Here is a 20,816-nt window from a genome sequence, read left to right on the forward strand (position 1 = left end):
CGGTACGGCCGTCCTGGGGTACGGCCGATCAGGCCCGCTGGTGCAGGCCCAGATTCTCGTAGATCTCGAGAGTCGCCGTGGAGTTGTTCAGCGTGATGAAGTGCAGCCCCGGGACACCCTCGGACAGCAGCCGCGCGCAGAACTCCGTGGCGAACTCGATCCCCATGGAGCGTACAGCGGCCGGATCGTCCTTGACGGCGAGCATGCGCTCTTTCACGGCCTCGGGGAAGACGGCGTTGCTGAGTTGGGGCAGCCGGTCGAGCTGCTTGACGGCCACAACAGGCATGACCTCAGGGATGATCGGGGTGTCACAGCCCGCCTTTTCGGCGCTGTCGCGAAGCCGCAGATAATTCTCCGGATCGAAGAACATCTGGGTGATCGCATAGTCGGCACCGGCGCGGCACTTGTCCACGAAGTGCCGGATGTCCGTGTCCCAGTCCTCGGAGCGCGGGTGCATCTCCGGGAAGGCGGCGACGCCCACGCAGAAGTCGCCGGATTCCTTCAGCAGCCGGACCAGGTCGGCCGCGTAGTGCACCCCTTCGGGGTGGGGCACCCACGGGCCCATGGGGTTGCCCGGCGGGTCGCCGCGCACGGCGAGCATGTTGCGGATGCCGGCGTCCGCGAACTGGCCGATCACATTGCGCAGCTCGGCCACGGAGTGGTCGACGGCGGTGAGGTGCGCGACGGGTGTCAGCGTGGTGTCGGCGGCGATCTGCTGGGTGGCCTTGACCGTGCCGCCCCGGGTGGAGCCGCCGGCCCCGTAGGTCACGGATACGAAGCTCGGGGACACCGCCTCGATGCGGCGCAGCGCGTTCCAGAGGTTGCGCTCGCCCTTCTCGGTCTTGGGAGCCCAGAACTCGAACGAGTACGAGGGGTCCCCGGACGCCAGCAGGTCGCGGACCGTGCGTGCACGGTCCGTTCGGGTGGAAGCGGTACCAAGGGCCATACGGGCAGGTTAGACGCGTGTTCCCGCACGCCGAAGCCCTGTCCGGGTTTTGGACAGGTTTTTGGACACTTAAGAGACGCGGTTCCGGATACGCCGTGCGAGGTCCGCCGCCGCGGCCCCCGGATCGGACGCCTCGGTCAGGGCGCGGACGACGACGACCCGGGTCGCGCCGGCGTCGAGGACCTCGTCGAGGTTGCCGGCGTCGATGCCGCCGATCGCGAACCAGGGGCGGTCCTGCCGCAGGGAGGCCGCGTACCGGACCAGGTCCAGGCCGGGGGCGGGCCGGCCGGGCTTGGTGGGGGTGGGCCAGCAGGGGCCGGTGCAGAAGTAGTCCACGCCCGGCTCGGCGGCCGCGGCGTCGACCTCGGGCTCGGCGTGGCAGGAGCGGCCGACCAGCACCCCCTCGCCGAGGATGGCGCGGGCGGCCGGCACCGGGATGTCGCCCTGGCCGAGGTGCAGGACGTCGGAGCCGATGGCGTGCGCGACGTCGGCGCGGTCGTTGACCGCGAGGAGCTTGCCGTGCCGGCGGGCGGCCTCGGCGAACACCCGGAGGTGGTCGAGCTCCTCGGCCGCCTCCATGCCCTTGTCGCGGAGCTGGACGATGTCCACCCCGCCGGCGAGGACGGCGTCGAGGAACTCGGGGAGGTCTCCCTGCCGCGTGCGGGCGTCCGTGCACAGGTAGAGCCTGGCGTCGGAGAGCTGCCGGGCGTTCGAGGACATGGGTACCCCCTGGTGGGCGCAGAGAACGCGGGCCGCACCGGGCGGCCCGCGTTCCGCGGATGGATCGGTCGGCTCGGGTCAGAGGGCGAGCGCCTGGGCGCGGCGCTTGACCTCCGTGCCGCGATTCTCGCGCAGCGCCTGCACGGGGGTGCCGGGCAGGGTCTCGTCCGCGGTGAAGAGCCACTCCAGCATCTCCTCGTCGGAGAAGCCGTCGTCGCGCAGCACCGTCAGCAGGCCGGTGAGGCCCTTGACCAGCTTGGTGTCGTCGATGAAGTCGGCGGGGACCTGGAGGGTGCGGTTCTCGCCCCGGCGGACGGCGATCAGCTGACCTTCCTTGACCAGCTGGCGGACCCGGGTCACCTCGACGTCCAGCATCTCGGCGATGTCGGGCAGGTGGAGCCAGGAGGGGACAAGGGCATCGATCTTGGTGTCAATCTCGGTCACGGCACAAGCCTGCCACCTCCCGCCCGCTGCCGGTACCCGGGCCTGTCCGTACGGGGCTCCCCGGCCGTACGGGGACCCCCGCACGGCCCGGGCGCGCCGTCCGGGTGCTCCGCGCCGCGCTACTGCGGGGCAGCCACGGCCGACTTCAGGGGGGTGCCGGGGTCGGCCACCCGGCCGGGGTCGACGGCGGCGCCGGTCTCGATCAGCTTGCGGCCCTGGGCGAGGTCCCGCGGCCGGCCCACGGCGAGGATCGCTACCAGCGACCCGGCCCGCAGCCAGCACACCGACCACGCCTGCCCGCCGGGGTCGCCGCGCCACAGCAGGGTGTCCGCGTCCGCGTGGTGGCCCGCGTACTGGACGAACCGCCCGAACTGCTCGGACCAGAAGTACGGGACCGGGTCGTAGACCTGGAGCGCGGCCCCGGACTCCGCCTTTGCCTCTGCCTCCGCCCCGGCCCCGGCCCCGGCCCCGGCCCCGGCCAGGATGTTCGCCGCGACCACCCGCGGCCCCTGCAGCGCGTTGTCCCAGTGGTGCACCAGCAGCCGCGCCCCGTACCGCGCCGAGGGGAACGAGGCGCAGTCGCCCACCGCGTACACCCCCGGCAGGGAGGTCCGCAGGTACGCGTCCGCCGTCACCGAGCCGTCGGCGCCGAGCTCGACGCCCGACCCGGCCAGCCAGCGGGTGGCGGGCCGCGCCCCGATGCCCACGACGACCGCCCCGGCGGGCAGCTCCCGGCCGTCCGCGAGCAGCACCCGCCCGGACTCCACCGAGGCGACCTTGGCGGAGGTCAGCAGGGCGGCCCCCACCTCCTCGTACCAGCCGGCCATCGGAGCGGCGACCTCCGCCGGCAGGGCGCCCGCGAGCACCCGGTCCGCGGCCTCGACCACCGTCACCGCGCAGCCCGCCTCCCGGGCCGCGGTCGCGAACTCGGCACCGATCCACCCGGCGCCGACGACGACGGTGGCCGGGGTCCGGGCCAGCACCGGCCGCAGCCGGGCCGCGTCGTCGAGGGTGCGCAGCAGGTGGACGCCGGGGACGCCCTCGGAGCCGGGCAGGGTCAGCGGTTCGGCGCCGGTCGCCAGGACCAGGACCCCGTACGGGACCGGGCCGGACTCGGTGTCCAGCTCGCGGTCGGCGGCCCGCAGCCCGGTCACCTCCACGCCGAGCCGGAGTTCGATGCCCAGGCCCTCGAAGTCGACGTCGAAGGCGGAGTCCTCGGCCTTGCCGAGCAGGACCGCCTTGGACAGCGGGGGCCGGTCGTAGGGCTGGTGGGGCTCGGCGCCCAGAAGGATCACGGGGCCGGTCCAGCCCTGCTCGCGCAGGGCGACCGCGGTCTGCACGCCGGCCATTCCGGCGCCGACGATGACGACGCCGCTCTGAGTGTGTTCGGTCTGCTCGCTCACGCAACCCACCCTAGTCAGCAGTGATCGGTGAGGAAGGGTGCACCGGCGGCCGCGTCCCGGCTCTCTCCCGCCGCCCGAAGGGGAACGGCTACTGTGGCCACCGTACCTATCGCGGGAGCCCGGGCGCACCGGGCTGAGAGGGAGGCTGGCCGGCCTCCGACCGTCCGAACCTGATCCGGGTCATGCCGGCGAAGGGAGGGGCTGGACGCCCATGCACTCGTCCAAGGGAACCGCGACGGCCGCGGGATCCGACGTCCTCGTCATCGGGGGCGGGATCATCGGCCTGGTCACCGCCTGGCGGGCGGCCCGGCGCGGGCTGCGCACCGCCCTCGCCGACCCGGCCCCCGGCGGCGGCGCCGCCCGGGTCGCGGCGGGCATGCTCGCCGCCGTCACCGAACTGCACTACGGCGAGGAGACCCTGCTCGGCCTCAACCTCGCCTCCGCCGCCCGCTATCCGGAATTCGCCGCCGAACTCGCCGACGCCAGCGGCGGCATGGACATCGGCTACCGCGCCTGCGGCACGCTCGCCGTCGCCCTCGACGCCGACGACCGGCTCCACCTGCGCGAACTGCACGCCCTGCAGCGCCGCTGCGGCCTGGAGTCCGAGTGGCTCACCGGCCGCGAATGCCGGCGCCTGGAGCCGATGCTCGCCCCGGGCGTCCGCGGCGGCCTGCGCGTGGACGGCGACCACCAGGTCGACCCGCGGCGGCTGGCCGCCGCCCTGCTGGCCGCCTGCGAGCACGCCGGCGTCGACATCCGCCGGGCGAACGCCGAACGGCTCGTCGTCACCGCCGACCGGGCGGCCGGCGCCGTGCTCGACGACGGCACCGAGCTGTCCGCCGACCAGGTGGTGCTGGCCGCGGGCTCGCTCAGCGGCCGGCTGGCCGGCGTACCCGACGAGGCGCTGCCGCCCGTCCGGCCGGTGAAGGGGCAGGTTCTGCGGCTCGCGGTGCCCGCCCCGTACGCGCCGTTCCTGTCGCGGACCGTACGGGCCCTCGTCCGCGGCAGCCACGTGTACCTGGTGCCCCGCGAGAACGGCGACATCGTCATCGGCGCCACCAGCGAGGAACTCGGCTGGGACACCACGGTCACCGCCGGCGGGGTGTACGAACTCCTCCGCGACGCACACGAGTTGGTGCCCGGCATCACCGAACTGCCGCTGACCGAGACCCTCGCCGGCCTGCGCCCCGGCTCCCCCGACAACGCCCCGCTGCTCGGCCCCACCGCCCTGCCCGGCCTCCACCTGGCCACCGGGCACCACCGCAACGGGGTGCTGCTCACCCCCGTCACCGGCGACACGATGGCCGAACTGCTCGCCACCGGCGCCCTGCCGGAAGCCGCCCTGCCCTTCAGCCCGCGCCGCTTCTCCCCCGCACGTCAGGAGTCGTACGCATGACCATCTCCGTCAACGGCGAGCCGCGCGAGCTCGCGCCCGGCACCACCCTCGACGCGGTGGTCGCCACCCTCACCGCCGCCCCCTCCGGGGTCGCGGCCGCACTCAACGAGACCGTGGTCCCGCGCGGGCAGTGGCCGCACACCGCGGTCGGCGACGGCGACCGGGTCGAGATCCTGACCGCGGTCCAGGGAGGCTGAACACGATGGCGGACGACGCACTCCTCCTCGGCGGCCGGACCTTCTCCTCCCGCCTGATCATGGGCACCGGCGGCGCCCCCAGCCTCGACGTGCTGGAACACGCCCTGACCGCCTCCGGTACGGAACTCACCACGGTCGCGATGCGCCGGCTCGACCCGGCCGTCCGGGGCTCCGTCCTGGGCGTCCTCGACAAGCTCGGGATCGCGGTCCTGCCGAACACGGCCGGCTGCTACACCGCCGGCGAGGCGGTCCTCACCGCCCGGCTGGCCCGCGAGGCGCTCGGCACGGACTGGATCAAACTGGAGGTCATCGCCGACGAGCGGACCCTCCTCCCGGACGGCGAGGAACTGCTCGCCGCCGCGGAAACCCTGGTGGACGACGGGTTCACCGTGCTGCCGTACACCAACGACGACCCCGTGCTCGCCCGGAAGCTGGAGGACGCCGGCTGCGCGGCCGTCATGCCGCTCGGCTCGCCCATCGGGTCGGGCATGGGCATCCGCAACCCGCACAACTTCGAACTGATCGTGGAGCGGGCCGGCGTGCCGGTGATCCTGGACGCGGGTGCGGGAACCGCCTCCGACGTGGCGCTGGCGATGGAACTCGGCTGCGCCGGGGTCATGCTGGCGTCGGCGGTGACGCGGGCGCAGGTGCCGGTGCTGATGGCCGGCGCGATGCGGGATGCGGTGTCCGCCGGGCGGCTCGCCTTCCGCGCGGGCCGCATCCCCCAACGCCGCTTCGCCCACGCCTCCTCCCCGGCCGAAGGCCGCGCCACCTTGGACCCCGAACACCCGGCCTTCTGACCCCGCTTCCGCTGCGCGGAGCCTTTCCCCAGTCCCGCCCCTTCCCGAAACCGGGCGCTGACCGGACCCGTTGCGCTCAAACGCCGCGCGGGCTGGATTTTCCAGCCTCGCCGGCGTTTGAGGCGCGGGGATCTGGGGCGGAGCCCACAGTTTCGGGAAGGGGCGGGGTGGGGAATGGCTCCGCGCAGCGGCGGGAGCAACGGGTGGGGCGCGTCACAGCTGTGCTGCAAGGCACAGCCACCCACGGCCCGCGCAGCAGACCGGCTCGTAGGATGGCCGGGTGGACACGACCCTGGATGACCCGCTCGTCGGGCAGACGCTCGACGGCCGCTACCGCATCGACGCCCGCATCGCGGCAGGCGGCATGGCCACGGTCTACCGGGCCCTGGACACCCGCCTCGACCGGATCCTCGCCCTGAAGGTGATGCACCCGGCGCTGGCCGCGGACGCCGCCTTCGTCGACCGGTTCATTCGCGAGGCGAAGTCCGTCGCCCGCCTCGCGCACCCCAACGTGGTCGCCGCCTTCGACCAGGGCACGGACGGCCCGTACACGTACCTGGCCATGGAGTACGTCTCCGGCTGCACGCTGCGCGACGTGCTGCGCGAGCGCGGCGCGCTCCAGCCGCGGGCGGCGCTGGACATCCTGGAGCCGGTCCTGGCGGCGCTGGGTGCCGCGCACCGGGCCGGGTTCGTGCACCGCGACATGAAGCCCGAGAACGTCCTGATCGGCGACGACGGCCGGGTGAAGGTGGCCGACTTCGGGCTGGTCCGGTCCGTGGACGCGGTCACCAGCACCACCGGCGCGGTCCTCGGCACGGTCTCCTACCTCGCCCCCGAGCAGATCGAGAACGGGGTCACCGACACCCGGGTCGACGTGTACGCCTGCGGTGTGGTGCTGTACGAGATGCTGACCGGGGACAAGCCGCACCCCGGCGGCACCCCGGCCGAGGTGCTGTACCGGCACCTGCACGAGGACGTCCCGCCTCCGTCGGCGGTGGTCCCCGGGCTGCCCGTCGCGCTGGACGAGCTGGTGGCGCAGGCCACGGCCCGCACCCCGGACCTGCGCCCTTACGACGCCGCGGCCCTGCTGGGGCTGGTCCTGGACGCCCGGAGCCGGCTGGCCGACGCCGAGCTGGACGCCGTTCCGCCGCAGGCGTACGCCGAGGTGCGGTCGTCCGCGGAGGACCGCACGAGCGTGGTCCCGCGGATCCCGGCGCCGCAGCCGGTGGAGCGCACCTCCCTGCTGGTGGCGTCCCTGCCCGTCGACGGCGAGGAACCGCCGGCACCGGCGCAGGCGCCGTCCCGCTCCCGGCGCGGCCCGCTGCTGGTCCTCGCCGCGCTGCTGCTGATCCTCGGCATCGGAACCGGCGTCTGGTACATCAGTTCCGGCCAGTTCACGCAGGTCCCCAACCTGCTGGGCAAGACCGAGGCGCAGGCCCGGTCCGAACTGTCGGAAGCCGGCCTCGGCGTCAAGCGGGTCGACCGGAAGTTCAGCGACGCCTTCGACCGCGGCACGGTGATGGACAGCGACCCGCAGGGCGGCAAGCGGATCCGCGGCAACGGCGCGGTGGTGCTGACGATCTCCCGCGGCCCGGCGGTCGTGGTGGTGCCCGACGTCAAGGGCCGTCCGCTGGAGGAGGCGAAGGCGGAGCTGACCAAGAGCGGTCTGGCTCCGGGCATCGTCACGCAGGCGTTCAGCCAGGAGGTGCCGCAGGGTTCGGTGATCTCCACCAACCCGGACGGCGGGCAGAAGCGGGCCCCCGACACCGCGGTGTCGATCACGGTCAGCAAGGGTCGGCCGGTGCCGGTGCCGAGTGTGACCGGGAGGCCCGTGGACCAGGCCCGGGCGGCGCTGCAGGACCTCGGCCTGAAGGTGGAGACGGCGGCCGACGAGATCAACTCGCCGTTCCCGGCCGGTACGGTCGCCAACCAGTCGGTCGGCGCGGGCGCGCAGGCCGCGGCCGGTGACACGGTCGTGCTCACGCTGTCCAAGGGGCCCCGCCAGATCCCTGTGCCGAACGTGGTCGGCCTGGAGGCGGACGTGGCCCGCAAGACCCTGGAGGCCGCGGGCTTCAAGGTGAAGGTGGAGAGGGCGTTCCTGAACTTCACCAACATCGTGGACGTGCAGTCGGTGCCGGGCGGCCAGAGCGCCCCGGAGGGCAGCCAGATCGTCCTGCGGATCAAGGGGCTGTAGCGGGGATGGACACTGCGGCCAGGCGCAATCCCGTGGGCGGGCACGTGCCCGTGGCGGGCGGGCTCGCCTCGGTGGGGCTGTCGTACGCGCGGGAGCTGGCGGCCGAGGCGGTGCAGGTCTTCGTGGCCAATCCGCGCGGCTGGGCCACCCCGGCCGGGAACCCGGCCCAGGACGAGCTGTTCAGGGCCGGCTGCGAGGCCGGGTCGGTCCCGGCCTACGTGCACGCCCCCTACCTGATCAACTTCGGCTCGCACACCGAGGCGACGGTGGAGCGGTCGGTGGAGTCGCTGCGCCACTCGCTGCGCCGGGGCCGGGAGATCGGCGCCCTGGGCGTGGTCGTGCACACCGGGTCGGCGACCGGGGGCCGGCCGCGCGAGGCGGCGTACGCGCAGGTCAGGGAGCACATGCTGCCGCTGCTGGACGAGCTCGTGCACGACGACGACCCGTTGCTGCTGCTGGAGTCCACAGCCGGGCAGGGCTCCTCGCTGTGCTCGCGGACCTGGGACTTCGGCCCGTACTTCGACGCGCTCGACCACCACCCGAAGCTGGGCATCTGCCTGGACACCTGCCACATTTTCGCCGCCGGGCACGACCTGGCGGAGCCGGGCGGCGTCAAGCAGACGCTGGACCTGCTGGTGGACACGGTGGGCGAGGGGCGGCTGAAGCTGATCCACGCCAACGACTCGAAGGAGGGCGTGGGCGCGCACAAGGACCGCCACGCCAACATCGGGCAGGGCCACATCGGCCGGGAGGCCTTCGGGGAGCTGTTCACGCACCCGGCGATGGAGGGGGTGCCGCTGATCATCGAGACCCCGGGCGGCAAGGAGGGGCACGCGGCCGACGTGGCGCTGCTGAAGGAGCTGCGCGCCCTGCATTGACCCGGCGCGGGGCGTACGGCCGCTACAGCTCTACAGCTCGGGGCCGTCCCCCGGCTCCTCCTGGTACGAGTAGCGCTGTTCGCGCCAGGGGTCGCCGATGTTGTGGTAGCCCCGTTCCTCCCAGAACCCGCGGCGGTCGGCGGTCATGTACTCGACGCCGCGGACCCACTTCGGGCCCTTCCACGCGTACAGGTGGGGCACGACGAGCCGCACCGGGAAGCCGTGTTCGGCGGTGAGCGGTTCACCGCCCTGGTGGGTGGCGAAGACGGTCCGCTCGGAGGCGAAGTCGGCCAGCCGCAGGTTGGAGCTGAAGCCGTACTCGGCCCACACCATCACGTGGGTGACCTGCGGTGCCGGCGGGGCGAGGGCGAGGATCTCGCGGGCGAGGACACCGCCCCATTCGGCGCCCACCATGCTGAACTTCGTCACGCAGTGCAGGTCCGCCACGACCGACTCGAAGGGCAGGGCCGTGAACTGCTCGTGGTTCCAGCAGTGCTTCTCGCCGTCGGCGGTCGCGCCGAAGACACGGAACTCCCAGCGTTCCGGCTTGAACTTGGGCACGGGCCCGTAGTGGGTGACCGGCCAGCCCCGCTGAAGCCGCTGCCCCGGTGGAAGCTCCGGCTGCTCTGCTCCCGGAGATTCCCGGCTTTCCGGCTGACCCATGACTCCATGGTGACAGACGCGGCGGGGTGGTCATGACCAGGGCGCGGGCTGATTCGGACATGTCATTGCAACTCCCACTAAGGAGGCACTTACTGGACGGCCCCCAGCGGCGGTGCAAGGATGCGCGCAACCGATCCGTCACTTGCTGACTTTGCCTGGAAGGAGCCTCTGCGATGCAGGGCGACCCCGAGGTCCTCGAGTTTCTGAACGAACAGCTGACCGGCGAGCTCACGGCGATCAACCAGTACTGGCTCCATTACCGGATCCAGGACAACAAGGGTTGGACCAAGCTCGCCGAGTACACCCGTTCCGAGTCCATCGACGAGATGAAGCACGCGGACAAGCTCACCGAGCGCATCCTGATGCTCGACGGGCTCCCGAACTACCAGCGCCTCTTCCACGTGCGGGTGGGCCAGACCCTGACCGAGATGTTCCAGGCGGACCGCCAGGTGGAGGTCGAGGCGATCGACCGCCTCAAGCGGGGGATCGAGGTGATGCGCGGCAAGAGCGACATCACGTCGGCGCGCCTGTTCGAGGACATCCTGGCGGACGAGGAGCACCACATCGACTACCTCGACACGCAGCTGGAGCTCATCGACACCCTCGGCGAGCCGCTCTACATCGCCCAGCTGATCGAGCAGCCGGAGAGCTGATCGGGAGCCGACGGAGGCCGGGCGGCTCTGCGACCGGGCAGTCGGGCAGTCGGGCTGCTAGGCGACTTCGGCGAGCTCCGGGGCGGGCGCCAGGACGGACGCCGTCCGGCCCTTCTCCAGCAGCTCGCGGCGCGGGCAGGCCCCGCGGCCGAGGAGGCCCTGGATGGTGCGCACGCAGGAACCGCAGTCGGTGCCGGCCTTGGTGGCGGAGGCTATCTGGCGGGGCGTGCAGGCCCCGGCGGCCGCGTGCTCCTTGACCTGCTGGTCGGTGACACCGAAGCAAGAGCAGACGTACACGCGGTTCACCTCCCGGTCAGGAACGCCCTCGGAAAAGCCATCCCCTATTCGGTGAGGCTTACCTAACCGTACCCAAAGTCGAGGTGGCCGAAAAGCCCCCGGTACGGCTGTGGGGCGCGGATCACATCGATCCGCGCCCCACTGTCACGAGGTGCTCACCGGCGGCCGCCGGGGCGGCACAACGTGCCCGTCACTGGTCGCGGTACATCTCGGCGACGAGGAACGCCAGGTCCAGGGACTGGCTGCGGTTCAGGCGGGGGTCGCAGGCCGTCTCGTAGCGCTGGTGCAGGTCGTCGACGAAGATCTCGTCGCCGCCGCCCACGCACTCGGTGACGTCGTCACCGGTGAGCTCGACGTGGATGCCGCCCGGGTGGGTGCCCAGCGCCTTGTGGACCTCGAAGAAGCCCTTGACCTCGTCGAGCACGTCGTCGAAACGGCGCGTCTTGTGGCCGGAAGCCGCCTCGAAGGTGTTGCCGTGCATCGGGTCGGTGACCCAGGCCACCGTCGCGCCCGAGGCCGTGACCTTCTCGACCAGCTCGGGGAGCCTGTCGCGGACCTTGTCGGCGCCCATGCGGACGACGAACGTCAGCCGGCCGGGCTCGCGGTCCGGGTCCAGGCGGTCGATGTACGTCAGCGCCTCGTCCACCGTCGTGGTGGGGCCGAGCTTGATGCCGACCGGGTTGGCGATCTGCGCGCAGAACTCGATGTGCGCGTGGTCCAGCTGGCGGGTGCGCTCACCGACCCAGACCATGTGGCCGGAGGTGTCGTACAGCTTGCCGGTGCGCGAGTCGGTGCGGGTCAGCGCGCCCTCGTAGTCGAGCAGCAGCGCCTCGTGCGAGGAGTAGAACTCCACCGCCTTGAACTCGGCCGGGTCGGTTCCACAGGCCTTCATGAAGTTCAGCGCGTTGTCGATCTCCCGCGCGAGCTGCTCGTAGCGCTGCCCGGACGGGGAGGACTTCACGAAGTCCTGGTTCCAGGCGTGCACCTGGCGCAGGTCGGCGTAACCGCCGGTGGTGAAGGCGCGCACCAGGTTCAGCGTCGAAGCCGACGCGTGGTACATGCGCTTCAGCCGCTCGGGGTCCGGGACGCGGGCCTCTTCGGTGAAGTCGAAGCCGTTGACGGAGTCGCCGCGGTAGGTCGGCAGGGTCACGCCGTCGCGGGTCTCGGTGTCCTTCGAGCGCGGCTTGGAGTACTGGCCGGCGATCCGGCCGACCTTCACGACGGGCACGGAGGCCGCGTACGTCAGGACGGCGCTCATCTGCAACAAGGTCTTGAGCTTGGCACGGATGTGGTCGGCGGACACGGCATCGAAGGCCTCGGCACAGTCGCCGCCCTGCAGCAGGAACGCCTCGCCCTTGGCGACGGCTCCCAGACGGGCACGCAGCTGATCGCATTCGCCCGCGAAAACGAGCGGAGGATACGACTCGAGGTCCGCGACGACAGCGCGCAGGGCCTCGGCATCGGGGTACGAAGGCTGCTGCGCCGCGGGCAGGTCTCGCCAGGTCGCCTTGGCGGCGGGGGCGTGGGTTTCAGCGTTCACGGTCACACCTACACATTAAGGGCTCACACCTCGCGTCCAGCCGGATGACCACCAGGTGAGACAGACGTCTCCCGTCGTGTCACCCGCCCCCGGCGCCGCGCCGCGTGGGCTAGGGTTCGTCCCGTGTACGCGCACTCCTGCCAGAACTGGTGGTGGACCGCTCCCGGCGGCCCGCCTCCCTCGCGTACCCACTGACACGAGCGACACGAAGGCCGCCCCGAGGGGCGGCCTTCGGTGGTTTCCGAGGCCCGGCCGCCCCTCCGCCATCCGGAAGGACGACCGACCACCCATGGACCACCGCCAGCACCAGAACAGCAGCCGGCTGCTCGATCTGCTCCGCGACGACTGCCCGCCCTTCGCCCTGCTGCGCCGGCGCACCCCCGGCCGCGACCACGACACCGTCGAGGTGCTGCTCGGCCCGGTCCACGAGGCCGAACACCTCGCCGACCTGCCCGTACGCGACCTGCCGACCCTGGCCCTGGTGCCGTTCCGGCAGATCCGCGAGCGCGGCTTCGACGTCCGCGACGACGGCACCCCGCTGGCCGTGCTGGCCGCCGAGGAGGCGTACGAGGTCCCGCTCGCCGAGGCGCTGGCCGTGCTGCCCGCGCACCCGGTGCGGGTCGAGGACGGCGGCTTCGACGTCCCCGACGAGGAGTACGCGGCCACCGTCCGGCGGGTCGTCGAGGACGAGATCGGCCGCGGCGAGGGCGCGAACTTCGTCGTCCGCCGCACCTTCCGGGGCCGGATCGACGGCTTCCGGCGGGCCGACGCGCTCGCACTGTTCCGCCGGCTGCTGCTGGGCGAGCGGGGGGCGTACTGGACGTACGTCGTCCACACCGGCGGGCGCACCCTCGTGGGCGCGAGCCCGGAGGTGCACGTGCGGATGACCGGGGGCACGGTCGTGATGAACCCGATCAGCGGGACGTACCGCTACCCGCCCGGCGGCCCGACCCCCGAGTCGCTCCTGGCCTTCCTCGGCGACCGCAAGGAGACCGAGGAGCTGTCGATGGTCGTCGACGAGGAGCTGAAGATGATGTGCACCGTCGGCGACCGCGGCGGGGTCGTCGTCGGGCCCCGGCTGAAGGAGATGGCACACCTCGCGCACACCGAGTACGAGCTGCGCGGCCGGTCCTCCCTGGACGTGCGGGAGGTGCTGCGCGAGACGATGTTCGCCGCCACGGTCACCGGCTCGCCGGTGCAGAACGCCTGCCGGGTGATCGAGCGGTACGAAGCCGGCGGCCGCGGCTACTACGCGGGGGCGCTGGCGCTGCTGGGCGTGGACGCGGCCGGGGCGCAGACCCTGGACTCGCCGATCCTGATCCGCACCGCGGACATCGCCGCGGACGGCACCCTGCGCGTGCCGGTGGGCGCGACGCTGGTCCGGCACTCCGACCCGGCGGGCGAGGTCGCCGAGACCCACGTGAAGGCGGCCGGGGTCCTGGCCGCCCTCGGGGTCCGGCCGGCGGCACCCGGGCCCGCCTTCGAGGGGGCGGGGCTGGCGGCGGACCCCCGGGTGGCGGCGGCACTGGCCGCCCGCCGCCGGGACCTGGCGCCGTTCTGGCTGCGGATGCAGGAGCAGCCGGCGGCCGCGGCCGGGCACTGCCTGGTGGTGGACGGGGAGGACACGTTCACGGCGATGCTGGCCCATGTGCTGCGCGCCGCGGGCCTGTCGGTGACGGTGCGCCGCTTCGACGAGCCGGGGCTGCGGGAAGCGGCGCTCGCGCACGAGGGGCCGATCGTGCTGGGCCCGGGGCCGGGCGACCCGGCGGACGCCTCCGACCCGAAGATGCGGCTGCTCCGCGGGCTGGCACGGGAGCTGCTGGCGGGGCACACGGGCGGGCTGCTCGGGGTGTGCCTGGGCCACGAGCTGATCGCGGCCGAGCTGGGGCTGCCGCTGGTCCGCAAGGCGGAGCCGGCACAGGGCGCGCAGGTGGAGGTCGACCTGTTCGGCGCCCGCGAGGTGGTCGGCTTCTACAACACGTTCACGGCGGCCTGCGACGCCGAGGCCGAGGCGGAGCTCGCCGCGCACGGGGTGGAGGTCGCCCGGGACGCCGCCACGGGCGAGGTGCACGCCCTCCGGTCTGCTTCTGGCGGCTTCGCCGGCGTCCAGTTCCACCCCGAGTCGGTCCTGACCCTGCGCGGGGCGGAGCTGCTGCCGGCGCTCCTGTCAGCCGTCGCCGCCCCGGCCTGACCCCCCGCTCCCGCTGCGCGGAGCCGTTTCCCCACCCCGCCCCTTCCCGAAACCGGGCTCTGCCCGGACCCGGTGCGCTCAAACGCCGCGCGGGCTGGATTGTGCCGCTGCGCGGCAATTCCAGCCTCGCCGGCGTTTGAGGCGCTGGGGGTGCCCCCAGCGGTAGCTGGGGGAGGGTCTGGGGGCGGAGCCCACACCACGCGGCGGAGCCGCATATCCGGTACGGCGGGAAGGGGCGGGGTGGGGAACCGCTCCGCGCAGCGGAAGCAGGTCGGCGGCCCCGGGGGCGGGGTCAGGTCGCCGCAGGCACCAGCGTGTTTTCGGAGGTGCGGCCGGCGAGGTAGTCGGCGACGTTGCGGACCGTCGCGTCGATGATCTGGCCGACCGCCTCGTGGGTGTAGTACGCCTGGTGGGAGGTGACCACCACGTTCGGGAAGGTGATCAGCCGGGCCAGGGTGTCGTCCTGCACCGGCTCCAGGGACCTGTCCGTGTGGAAGATCCCGGCCTCCGCCTCGTAGACGTCCAGGCCGACCCCGGTGAAGCGCCCGGCCCGCAATTCGGTCACCAGCGCGTCCGTGTCGACGAGCCCGCCCCGGCTGGTGTTCACGAGGATCGCGTCGTCCTTCATCATCCGCAGCGCGACCGCGTCGACGAGGTGGTGCGTGTCCTCCAGCAGCGGGACGTGGAGGCTGACCAGGTCGGCGGAGGCGAACAGGTCGTCCTTGTCGGTGTACTTCATGCCGAGCTGCAGGCAGGCCGGGTTCTCCACGGCGTCCCAGCCGAGCAGGTTCATGCCGAAGCCGTGGGCGATCCGGGCGAAGGCCTCGCCGATCCTGCCGGTGCCCAGTACGCCCGCGGTGCGGCCGTGCAGGTCGCGGCCCATCAGCCCGGTGAGGCGGAAGTCGAAGTCCCGGGTGCGGCGGGAGGCGCGGACGATCCGCCGGTCCACGGCCAGGGCCAGCGCCCAGGCGAACTCGGCCACCGCGTACGGGGAGTAGGAGGACACCCGGCTCACCGTCAGCCCGAGCTGCCGCGCGACACCGAGGTCGATGTTGTTGAAGCCGGTGGACCGCTGGGCGATCATCTTCGTCCCGCCGCCGGCCAGGGTCCGCAGCACCCGGCCGCCCAGATCGCCGTTCACGCTCGACGAGACGACCTCGTACCCGGCGGCGATCGGGGCGGTGTCCTCGTCGAGGACGACCTCCAGGCAGCGCACGTCGTGCTGCCCCGCGAAGGCCTTTTCGAGCAGCGGCTTCTCGTCGCCCTGCACACCGAATGCCAGGATTTCCACGTTCGCTCCCGCTGCGCGAAGAGATCGGACCATGGGCCGTCTGCCACGATACGGCCCACGCCCCACCCACGCGCCGAGGCTCACATGCTTCCTTTGCTTCCTTCGGGATCCGTGGTGATGTGTCGTTCGTCGGTGTCATGCCGTGTGTCCGGTGCCGGTGCCGGTGCCGGTGCCGGTGCCGGTGTCGTTCGTGGGTTCGTGGATCGCATGCGTGACCCTTTCGCGGCGGTGTCGTTGATCGGATGACAGCACCACGAGCGAGCGGGCGAGCGGGCGGGGCGGTGAGCCGGAGGCTGCCGCTGGGCGAGGGCGAGACGCCCCGTACCGCCTGTGTCCGCGTCCTTGTCCGGTCGGGCGTGGACGAGAAGACCGGCGAGGTTCTCGCCCCGGCCACGCTGACGGAACGTGTCGGCTGGTGCACCGACCCGGTGGCCGGCATGACGGCCACCCCGAAGACCAGCCGGACGGACCGGTCCAAGACCGGCCCCACCCGGCCGCGCACCAACCGCCTCACGCCCAGGCGACGTGAGGTTCCCTCCCCAGTGCGGCCCTCGGGCCGTGCCGGGCAGCGTCCGGAGGGACACGCACCAACGGGCCGGAAGACGCTGCCCCGCGCAGCCCACCGGCACCAGGGCGCGCACACCATCAGCACACCCACCACCCGCCGACACCGGCCACGAGGAGCAGCACTGGGCGCGGGATTCCACCTCCACGCCCATGCCGCCCCACCCAGGTGGGCAGAACCCACACCGAACCCAACGGTTCGCATGGGGTCGCTCAACTGATCAGAGACGCTCAGCCGAAGAAGACGCCCGCCTCGCGGTAGAGCTCCGGGTCCACCGTCTTCAGTTTTGCGGTGGCCTCCGCGAGGGGGACGCGCACGATGTCCGTCCCCTTGAGGGCGACCATGGTGCCGAAGTCGCCGTCGTGCACGGCGTCGATGGCGTGCAGGCCGAACCGGGTGGCGAGCCACCGGTCGAACGCGCTCGGTGTGCCGCCGCGCTGGATGTGGCCGAGCACGGTCGTCCGGGCCTCCTTGCCCGTACGGCTCTCGATCTCCTTGGCCAGCCACTCCCCCACGCCGGACAGTCGGACGTGTCCGAAGGAGTCGGTGGTGGCGTCCTTGAGCACCAGTTCCCCGTCCGTGGGCATGGCCCCTTCCGCGACGACCACGATCGGCGCGTAGCTGGCCTTGAACCGGGAGGTCACCCAGGCGCACACCTGGTCGACGTCGAAGCGCTGCTCGGGGACGAGGATGACGTTGGCGCCGCCCGCGAGCCCCGAGTGCAGGGCGATCCAGCCGGCGTGCCGGCCCATCACCTCGACGACCAGGACCCGCATGTGCGACTCGGCGGTGGTGTGCAGCCGGTCGATGGCCTCGGTGGCGATGCCGACGGCGGTGTCGAAGCCGAAGGTGTAGTCGGTCGCCGACAGGTCGTTGTCGATGGTCTTCGGGACGCCGACGCAGGGGACGCCGTACTCCCCGGACAGCTTGGCGGCCACGCCCAGGGTGTCCTCGCCGCCGATGGCGATGAGCGCCTCGACCTCGTGCTTGGCGAGGGTGTCCTTGATCCGGCGGACGCCGTCGTCCTGCTTGAACGGGTTGGTGCGGGAGGAGCCGAGGATCGTTCCGCCGCGCGGCAGGATGCCGCGGACGGCGGGGATGCCGAGCGGGACGACGTCCCCGTCGACCGCGCCGCGCCAGCCGTCCTTGAATCCGGCGAACTCGCAGCCGTACTCCTGTACGCCCTTGCGGACGACGGCGCGGATGACCGCGTTGAGCCCGGGGCAGTCGCCGCCGCCGGTCAGCACTCCGACCTTCATGGAATCTCCCTTCGCCACAGGGCCGCACAGGCCCGCATGACGGTCACGCTAGTGGTGACGCAGGTCACATCCGTGGCTCCGGGAGAGGCAATTCCGGTGGAATTGCGAGGCGTTGCGTCCGCCCCTTCACTCGTACGAGGACGTAAGTACGACGTACGGCACCGCTTACGCGTCGTCGAGCCCGCGCTCTATCGCGTACCGGACGAGCTCCACGCGGTTGTGCAGCTGGAGCTTGCCCAGGGTGTTCTGGACGTGGTTCTGCACCGTGCGGTGGGAGATGACGAGCCGCTCCGCGATCTGCTTGTACGACAGCCCCTTGGCCACGAGCCGCAGCACCTCGGTCTCCCGGTCGGTCAGCCGGGGGGCGGTCGGCTCGTCGGGGGCGGCGGGCAGCGGGTCGGTGGCGAGCCGCCGGTACTCGCCGAGGACCAGCCCGGCGAGGCCCGGGGTGAACACGGGGTCGCCGGCGGCCGTGCGACGCACCGCGTCGATCAGTTCCTGGGCGCCCGCGGACTTCATCAGGTAGCCGGTGGCACCGGACTTGACCGCTTCCAGGACGTCGGCGTGCTCGCCGCTCGCGGACAGGACGAGGACCCGCAGGGCCGGGTTGGCGCCGACGAGCTCCTTGCAGACCTGCACGCCGGGCAGACCGGGCAGGTTGAGGTCGAGGACGATGACGTGGGGGGCGGCGGCGCGGGCGCGGCGCACGGCCTCGTTGCCGTCGCCGGCGGTGGCGACCACGTCGAAACCGGCGGCGGCGAGGTCGCGGGCGACCGCGTCCCGCCACATCGGGTGGTCGTCGACGACCATCACCTTGATCTCGCCGAGCTCGTGCTGCCCGTTCGGCCGGTTCGCCTCGATGGGCTGGGTCACTGGGTCCTCCCCCTGGGTACTTTCAGTTCCACTTCGGTGCCCTGCCCGGGGACGGACACCAGCTCGGCGGTGCCGCCGAGGTCGCGCAGCCGGCCGCGGATGGACAGGGCCACGCCCATCCGCCCCTCGCCCTCGGCCTGGTCGAGACGGCCCGCCGGGATGCCGGGGCCGTCGTCGCGGACGGTCACGATCACCTCGTCGCCCCAGTCCTCGACGAGGATCCAGGCGCGGGCGCCGTCGCCGGCGTGCTTGCGCACGTTGTCCAGGGCGGCGCCGACGGCGGCGGCCAGCTCCCGTGCCGCGGGCGCCGGCAGCAGGACGGGCGCGCCCGGCTCGGCGAAGCTCACCTTCGCGCCGGCGTGCGGGGCGAGCAGGGTCCGCAGGTCCGTCTCGCCCCCGTCGCCGCCGGGCTCCTCCACCTCGTACGTGTCCACCAGCGCGCCGAGCGACTCGTCGCGGGAAACCCGGGAGGTGTGCACCAGCCCGCTGGAGACCAGGCTGCGCAGGGCGACCTCCTGCTCCCCGGCCATCCGGCCGAGTTCGGCGGCCTCGCCGCCCAGCTCGGTGCCGCGCCGCTGGACCATGGCGAGGACCTGGAGGACCCCGTCGTGGATGTCGCGGGCGAGGCGTTCGCGCTCGCGGGTGGCAGCCTCGATCTCCAGGGCGCGGGCGAGGGTGGCCTCACTGGCCCGGGCGACCTCGACGACGTACCCGATGGCGATGGAGGCGACCCAGACCAGCAGGACGTTGTGGACGGTGTCGCGGGTGGGCTCGCCGCGCTGGACGATGTTGGCGACGGCCACGAAGCTCGACGCGATGCAGGCCCACCGCCAGCCGCCCTTGAGCGCGAAGCCGAGGACGGCGCCCGCGGTCCAGATGGTGGGCAGGGTGGGGCCGCCCGCGGTGATCCGCTCGTGGGTGTCGGCGAGCGGGGTCAGCAGGATCCCGACGAGGGCGACGGTGAGGTCCGCGACGAGGAACTGCTTGGTGCACACGGCGGCACCGGACACCTTGCGCCGGGTGGCGAGCGTCCACCCGGCGAGGCAGGCGAGGTACGCCGCCGCGACCCAGGGCCGGTCGAAGTCGCGGTACGCCGAGGCGAACAGCAGCACCGCGTAGACCATGGTGATCAGCCGGTAGGCGGTCAGCGCCCGCCACAGCGGCTGCTCGACCGACATGCGCACGACGCGCTCGCGTTTCGCCATCTCCCCACCCCTTGCGGGCGGTCCCGCCCCGTTCGCCGCCGGCCCGTTCGCCGCCGCCCCATTCGCCGCCGGCCGGGACCGGCCCGGCCTGCCGCCGGCCGGGCCGGTCCGCGCCTGCTCCGCTACTCCGCGTTCTTGTCCGCGGCGGCCTTGGCGGCCTTCGCCGCCTCCTTCTCGGCCTTCTCGGCATCGGCGATCTGGCGCTTGGCCGCCGTCGCGTAGATGTCGACGTACTCCTGGCCGGACAGCTTCATGATCTCGTACATGACCTCGTCGGTCACCGAGCGCAGGATGAAGCGGTCGCCGTCCATGCCCTTGTAGCGGCTGAAGTCCAGGGGCTTGCCGATCCGGATGCCGGGGCGCATCAGCTTCGGGACGACCTTGCCGGGCGGCTGGATCTTCTCCGTGTCGATCATCGCCACGGGGATCACGGGCGCGCCGGTCGCCAGGGCCACCCGGGCCAGGCCGCCGGGCTTGCCGCGGTAGAGGCGGCCGTCGGGCGAACGCGTCCCCTCAGGGTAGATACCGAACAGCTCCCCGCGCTCGATGACCTCGATGCCGCTCTTGATGGCGGCCTCGCCGGCCCCGCGTGCGCCGGAGCGGTCCACCGGGAGCTGGCCGACGCCCTTGAAGAAGGCGGCCGTCAGCTTGCCCTTCACGCCCGGGGAGGTGAAGTACTCGGCCTTCGCGATGAAGGTCACCTTCCGGTCGAGGACGGCCGGCAGGAAGAACGAGTCCGAGAAGGACAGGTGGTTGCTCGCCAGGATCGCCGGCCCCTCGGCGGGGATGTTCTCGAGGCCCTCCACCCACGGCCTGAAGGCGAGCTTCAGGGAACCCCCGATGGAGAACTTCATTGCGCCGTAGATCAACTCGAAAGCCTTCCTGTGTCCTGTCGAACAGACCTTAACCGTTCTTGAGGACTGAACGGGAGTGAGACCTGGTGCCAGGGCTCGTGCCCGGTCGGACGCCCCGAGCGGTGTCGGGTGTCCTGGTTGCCCGCGTTCGCTCCGCGTCCGGCCCGCGCGGATCGTGTCCGCGGTCCGGGAAACCGGCGCGGGTCACCGACCGGATTGCCGTGGGCGTCGAGGCGGCAGACGGCGAGGTGGTCGGTGTTGGTGTCCACGCCGACCATCCCCGCGGCGCGGGCCGCGTCCGGCGGGACCGCCTTCACGGCCGGGCGCTGCCAGGCGGCGGTGAGAGACCAGCGGGCGTGGGCCGGATCGTGGCTGGTCGTGCGATGCCTCCGCCGTGGAGCAGCCCGGGCACGCACATGTATGCGTCGGAACGCCCCCATGCGCGGT

20 protein-coding genes and 1 riboswitch are annotated in these 20,816 nt (G+C 72.7%); of the genes, 8 read left to right on the forward strand and 12 right to left on the reverse strand.

The features are described from left to right. Nucleotides 1–28 precede the first annotated feature (28 nt). The 4 genes from metF to ACIQUT_RS05355 form a co-directional block, all read right to left on the reverse strand. Nucleotides 29–946: a methylenetetrahydrofolate reductase [NAD(P)H] gene (gene metF / locus ACIQUT_RS05340; protein ID WP_403559659.1), complete on the reverse strand. Its 918-nt coding sequence runs from the start codon at nucleotides 944–946 to the stop codon at nucleotides 29–31. Between the two features lie 69 nt (nucleotides 947–1,015). Then, nucleotides 1,016–1,666, reverse strand: a complete 651-nt coding sequence (gene thiE / locus ACIQUT_RS05345; RefSeq protein WP_403559662.1) for a thiamine phosphate synthase — start codon at nucleotides 1,664–1,666, stop codon at nucleotides 1,016–1,018. 78 nt (nucleotides 1,667–1,744) lie between these two features. Then, nucleotides 1,745–2,110, reverse strand: a complete 366-nt coding sequence (locus ACIQUT_RS05350) for an Rv2175c family DNA-binding protein (protein ID WP_403559665.1) — start codon at nucleotides 2,108–2,110, stop codon at nucleotides 1,745–1,747. A gap of 119 nt (nucleotides 2,111–2,229) precedes the next feature. After that, entirely contained in the window at nucleotides 2,230–3,513 is a 1,284-nt protein-coding gene (locus tag ACIQUT_RS05355; RefSeq protein ID WP_403559667.1) for an NAD(P)/FAD-dependent oxidoreductase, read from the reverse strand. Between the two features lie 101 nt (nucleotides 3,514–3,614). Continuing rightward, nucleotides 3,615–3,727: riboswitch (TPP riboswitch) on the forward strand. Between ACIQUT_RS05355 and thiO the strand changes: the two genes are divergently transcribed. The 5 genes from thiO to ACIQUT_RS05380 all read left to right on the forward strand — a co-directional run bounded on the left by thiO (nucleotide 3,725) and on the right by ACIQUT_RS05380 (nucleotide 8,978). Beyond that, nucleotides 3,725–4,909, forward strand: a complete 1,185-nt coding sequence (gene thiO / locus ACIQUT_RS05360) for a glycine oxidase ThiO (protein ID WP_403559670.1) — start codon at nucleotides 3,725–3,727, stop codon at nucleotides 4,907–4,909. It overlaps the preceding riboswitch by 3 nt. Beyond that, complete coding sequence (gene thiS, locus ACIQUT_RS05365; protein WP_403559673.1) at nucleotides 4,906–5,106, forward strand: sulfur carrier protein ThiS; 201 nt, start codon at nucleotides 4,906–4,908, stop codon at nucleotides 5,104–5,106. The genes thiO and thiS overlap by 4 nt, the downstream gene beginning before the upstream one ends. A 5-nt stretch (nucleotides 5,107–5,111) precedes the next feature. Continuing rightward, entirely contained in the window at nucleotides 5,112–5,906 is a 795-nt protein-coding gene (locus ACIQUT_RS05370) for a thiazole synthase (protein WP_403559675.1), read from the forward strand. A gap of 280 nt (nucleotides 5,907–6,186) precedes the next feature. Beyond that, entirely contained in the window at nucleotides 6,187–8,100 is a 1,914-nt protein-coding gene (pknB, locus tag ACIQUT_RS05375) for a Stk1 family PASTA domain-containing Ser/Thr kinase (RefSeq protein ID WP_403559678.1), read from the forward strand. Between the two features lie 5 nt (nucleotides 8,101–8,105). After that, nucleotides 8,106–8,978 carry a deoxyribonuclease IV gene (locus ACIQUT_RS05380; RefSeq protein WP_403559681.1) on the forward strand — a complete coding sequence of 291 codons (873 nt, stop codon included), beginning with the start codon at nucleotides 8,106–8,108 and terminating at the stop codon, nucleotides 8,976–8,978. Between the two features lie 30 nt (nucleotides 8,979–9,008). Here the strand turns inward: ACIQUT_RS05380 and ACIQUT_RS05385 are convergent, their stop codons facing one another. Beyond that, a complete protein-coding gene (locus tag ACIQUT_RS05385) occupies nucleotides 9,009–9,641 on the reverse strand; it encodes a sulfite oxidase-like oxidoreductase (RefSeq protein ID WP_403559684.1) in 633 nt (210 codons plus the stop codon). 173 nt (nucleotides 9,642–9,814) lie between these two features. Here ACIQUT_RS05385 and bfr point away from each other — a divergent pair, with 173 nt between their 5' ends. Then, entirely contained in the window at nucleotides 9,815–10,294 is a 480-nt protein-coding gene (gene bfr / locus ACIQUT_RS05390) for a bacterioferritin (RefSeq protein WP_403559687.1), read from the forward strand. 57 nt (nucleotides 10,295–10,351) lie between these two features. Here the strand turns inward: bfr and ACIQUT_RS05395 are convergent, their stop codons facing one another. Beyond that, nucleotides 10,352–10,600 carry a bacterioferritin-associated ferredoxin gene (locus tag ACIQUT_RS05395; RefSeq protein WP_403559690.1) on the reverse strand — a complete coding sequence of 83 codons (249 nt, stop codon included), beginning with the start codon at nucleotides 10,598–10,600 and terminating at the stop codon, nucleotides 10,352–10,354. Nucleotides 10,601–10,781: 181 nt separating this feature from the next. Then, nucleotides 10,782–12,137, reverse strand: coding sequence for a class II 3-deoxy-7-phosphoheptulonate synthase (locus tag ACIQUT_RS05400; protein WP_403559693.1), 1,356 nt, complete (start codon nucleotides 12,135–12,137; stop codon nucleotides 10,782–10,784). A gap of 117 nt (nucleotides 12,138–12,254) precedes the next feature. Between ACIQUT_RS05400 and ACIQUT_RS05405 the strand changes: the two genes are divergently transcribed. Both ACIQUT_RS05405 and ACIQUT_RS05410 read left to right on the forward strand, forming a co-directional pair. Beyond that, the gene (locus ACIQUT_RS05405) at nucleotides 12,255–12,326 is read left to right on the forward strand and encodes a trp operon leader peptide (protein ID WP_361088582.1); all 72 of its coding nucleotides are present in this window, start codon (nucleotides 12,255–12,257) and stop codon (nucleotides 12,324–12,326) included. A gap of 94 nt (nucleotides 12,327–12,420) precedes the next feature. Next, nucleotides 12,421–14,322: an anthranilate synthase family protein gene (locus ACIQUT_RS05410; protein ID WP_403559696.1), complete on the forward strand. Its 1,902-nt coding sequence runs from the start codon at nucleotides 12,421–12,423 to the stop codon at nucleotides 14,320–14,322. Between the two features lie 292 nt (nucleotides 14,323–14,614). On the opposite strand, the gene ACIQUT_RS05415 is transcribed toward ACIQUT_RS05410, so the two are convergent. The 5 genes from ACIQUT_RS05415 to ACIQUT_RS05435 all read right to left on the reverse strand — a co-directional run bounded on the left by ACIQUT_RS05415 (nucleotide 14,615) and on the right by ACIQUT_RS05435 (nucleotide 20,369). Beyond that, nucleotides 14,615–15,613 (reverse strand): 2-hydroxyacid dehydrogenase, encoded by a 999-nt coding sequence (locus ACIQUT_RS05415; RefSeq protein WP_403559699.1) that lies wholly within the window; start codon nucleotides 15,611–15,613, stop codon nucleotides 14,615–14,617. A 795-nt stretch (nucleotides 15,614–16,408) separates the two neighbouring features. After that, a complete protein-coding gene (locus ACIQUT_RS05420) occupies nucleotides 16,409–17,437 on the reverse strand; it encodes a 6-phosphofructokinase (protein WP_403559702.1) in 1,029 nt (342 codons plus the stop codon). A gap of 165 nt (nucleotides 17,438–17,602) precedes the next feature. Beyond that, nucleotides 17,603–18,247 (reverse strand): response regulator, encoded by a 645-nt coding sequence (locus ACIQUT_RS05425; protein ID WP_403560583.1) that lies wholly within the window; start codon nucleotides 18,245–18,247, stop codon nucleotides 17,603–17,605. A 59-nt stretch (nucleotides 18,248–18,306) separates the two neighbouring features. Beyond that, a complete protein-coding gene (gene macS, locus ACIQUT_RS05430) occupies nucleotides 18,307–19,515 on the reverse strand; it encodes a MacS family sensor histidine kinase (protein WP_403559705.1) in 1,209 nt (402 codons plus the stop codon). A 122-nt stretch (nucleotides 19,516–19,637) separates the two neighbouring features. Further along, nucleotides 19,638–20,369: a lysophospholipid acyltransferase family protein gene (locus tag ACIQUT_RS05435; protein ID WP_360632738.1), complete on the reverse strand. Its 732-nt coding sequence runs from the start codon at nucleotides 20,367–20,369 to the stop codon at nucleotides 19,638–19,640. Nucleotides 20,370–20,816 lie beyond the last annotated feature (447 nt).

It is taken from the genome of Streptomyces sp. NPDC090445 (assembly GCF_044769385.1).
In the GTDB taxonomy this organism is placed as follows: domain Bacteria; phylum Actinomycetota; class Actinomycetes; order Streptomycetales; family Streptomycetaceae; genus Streptomyces.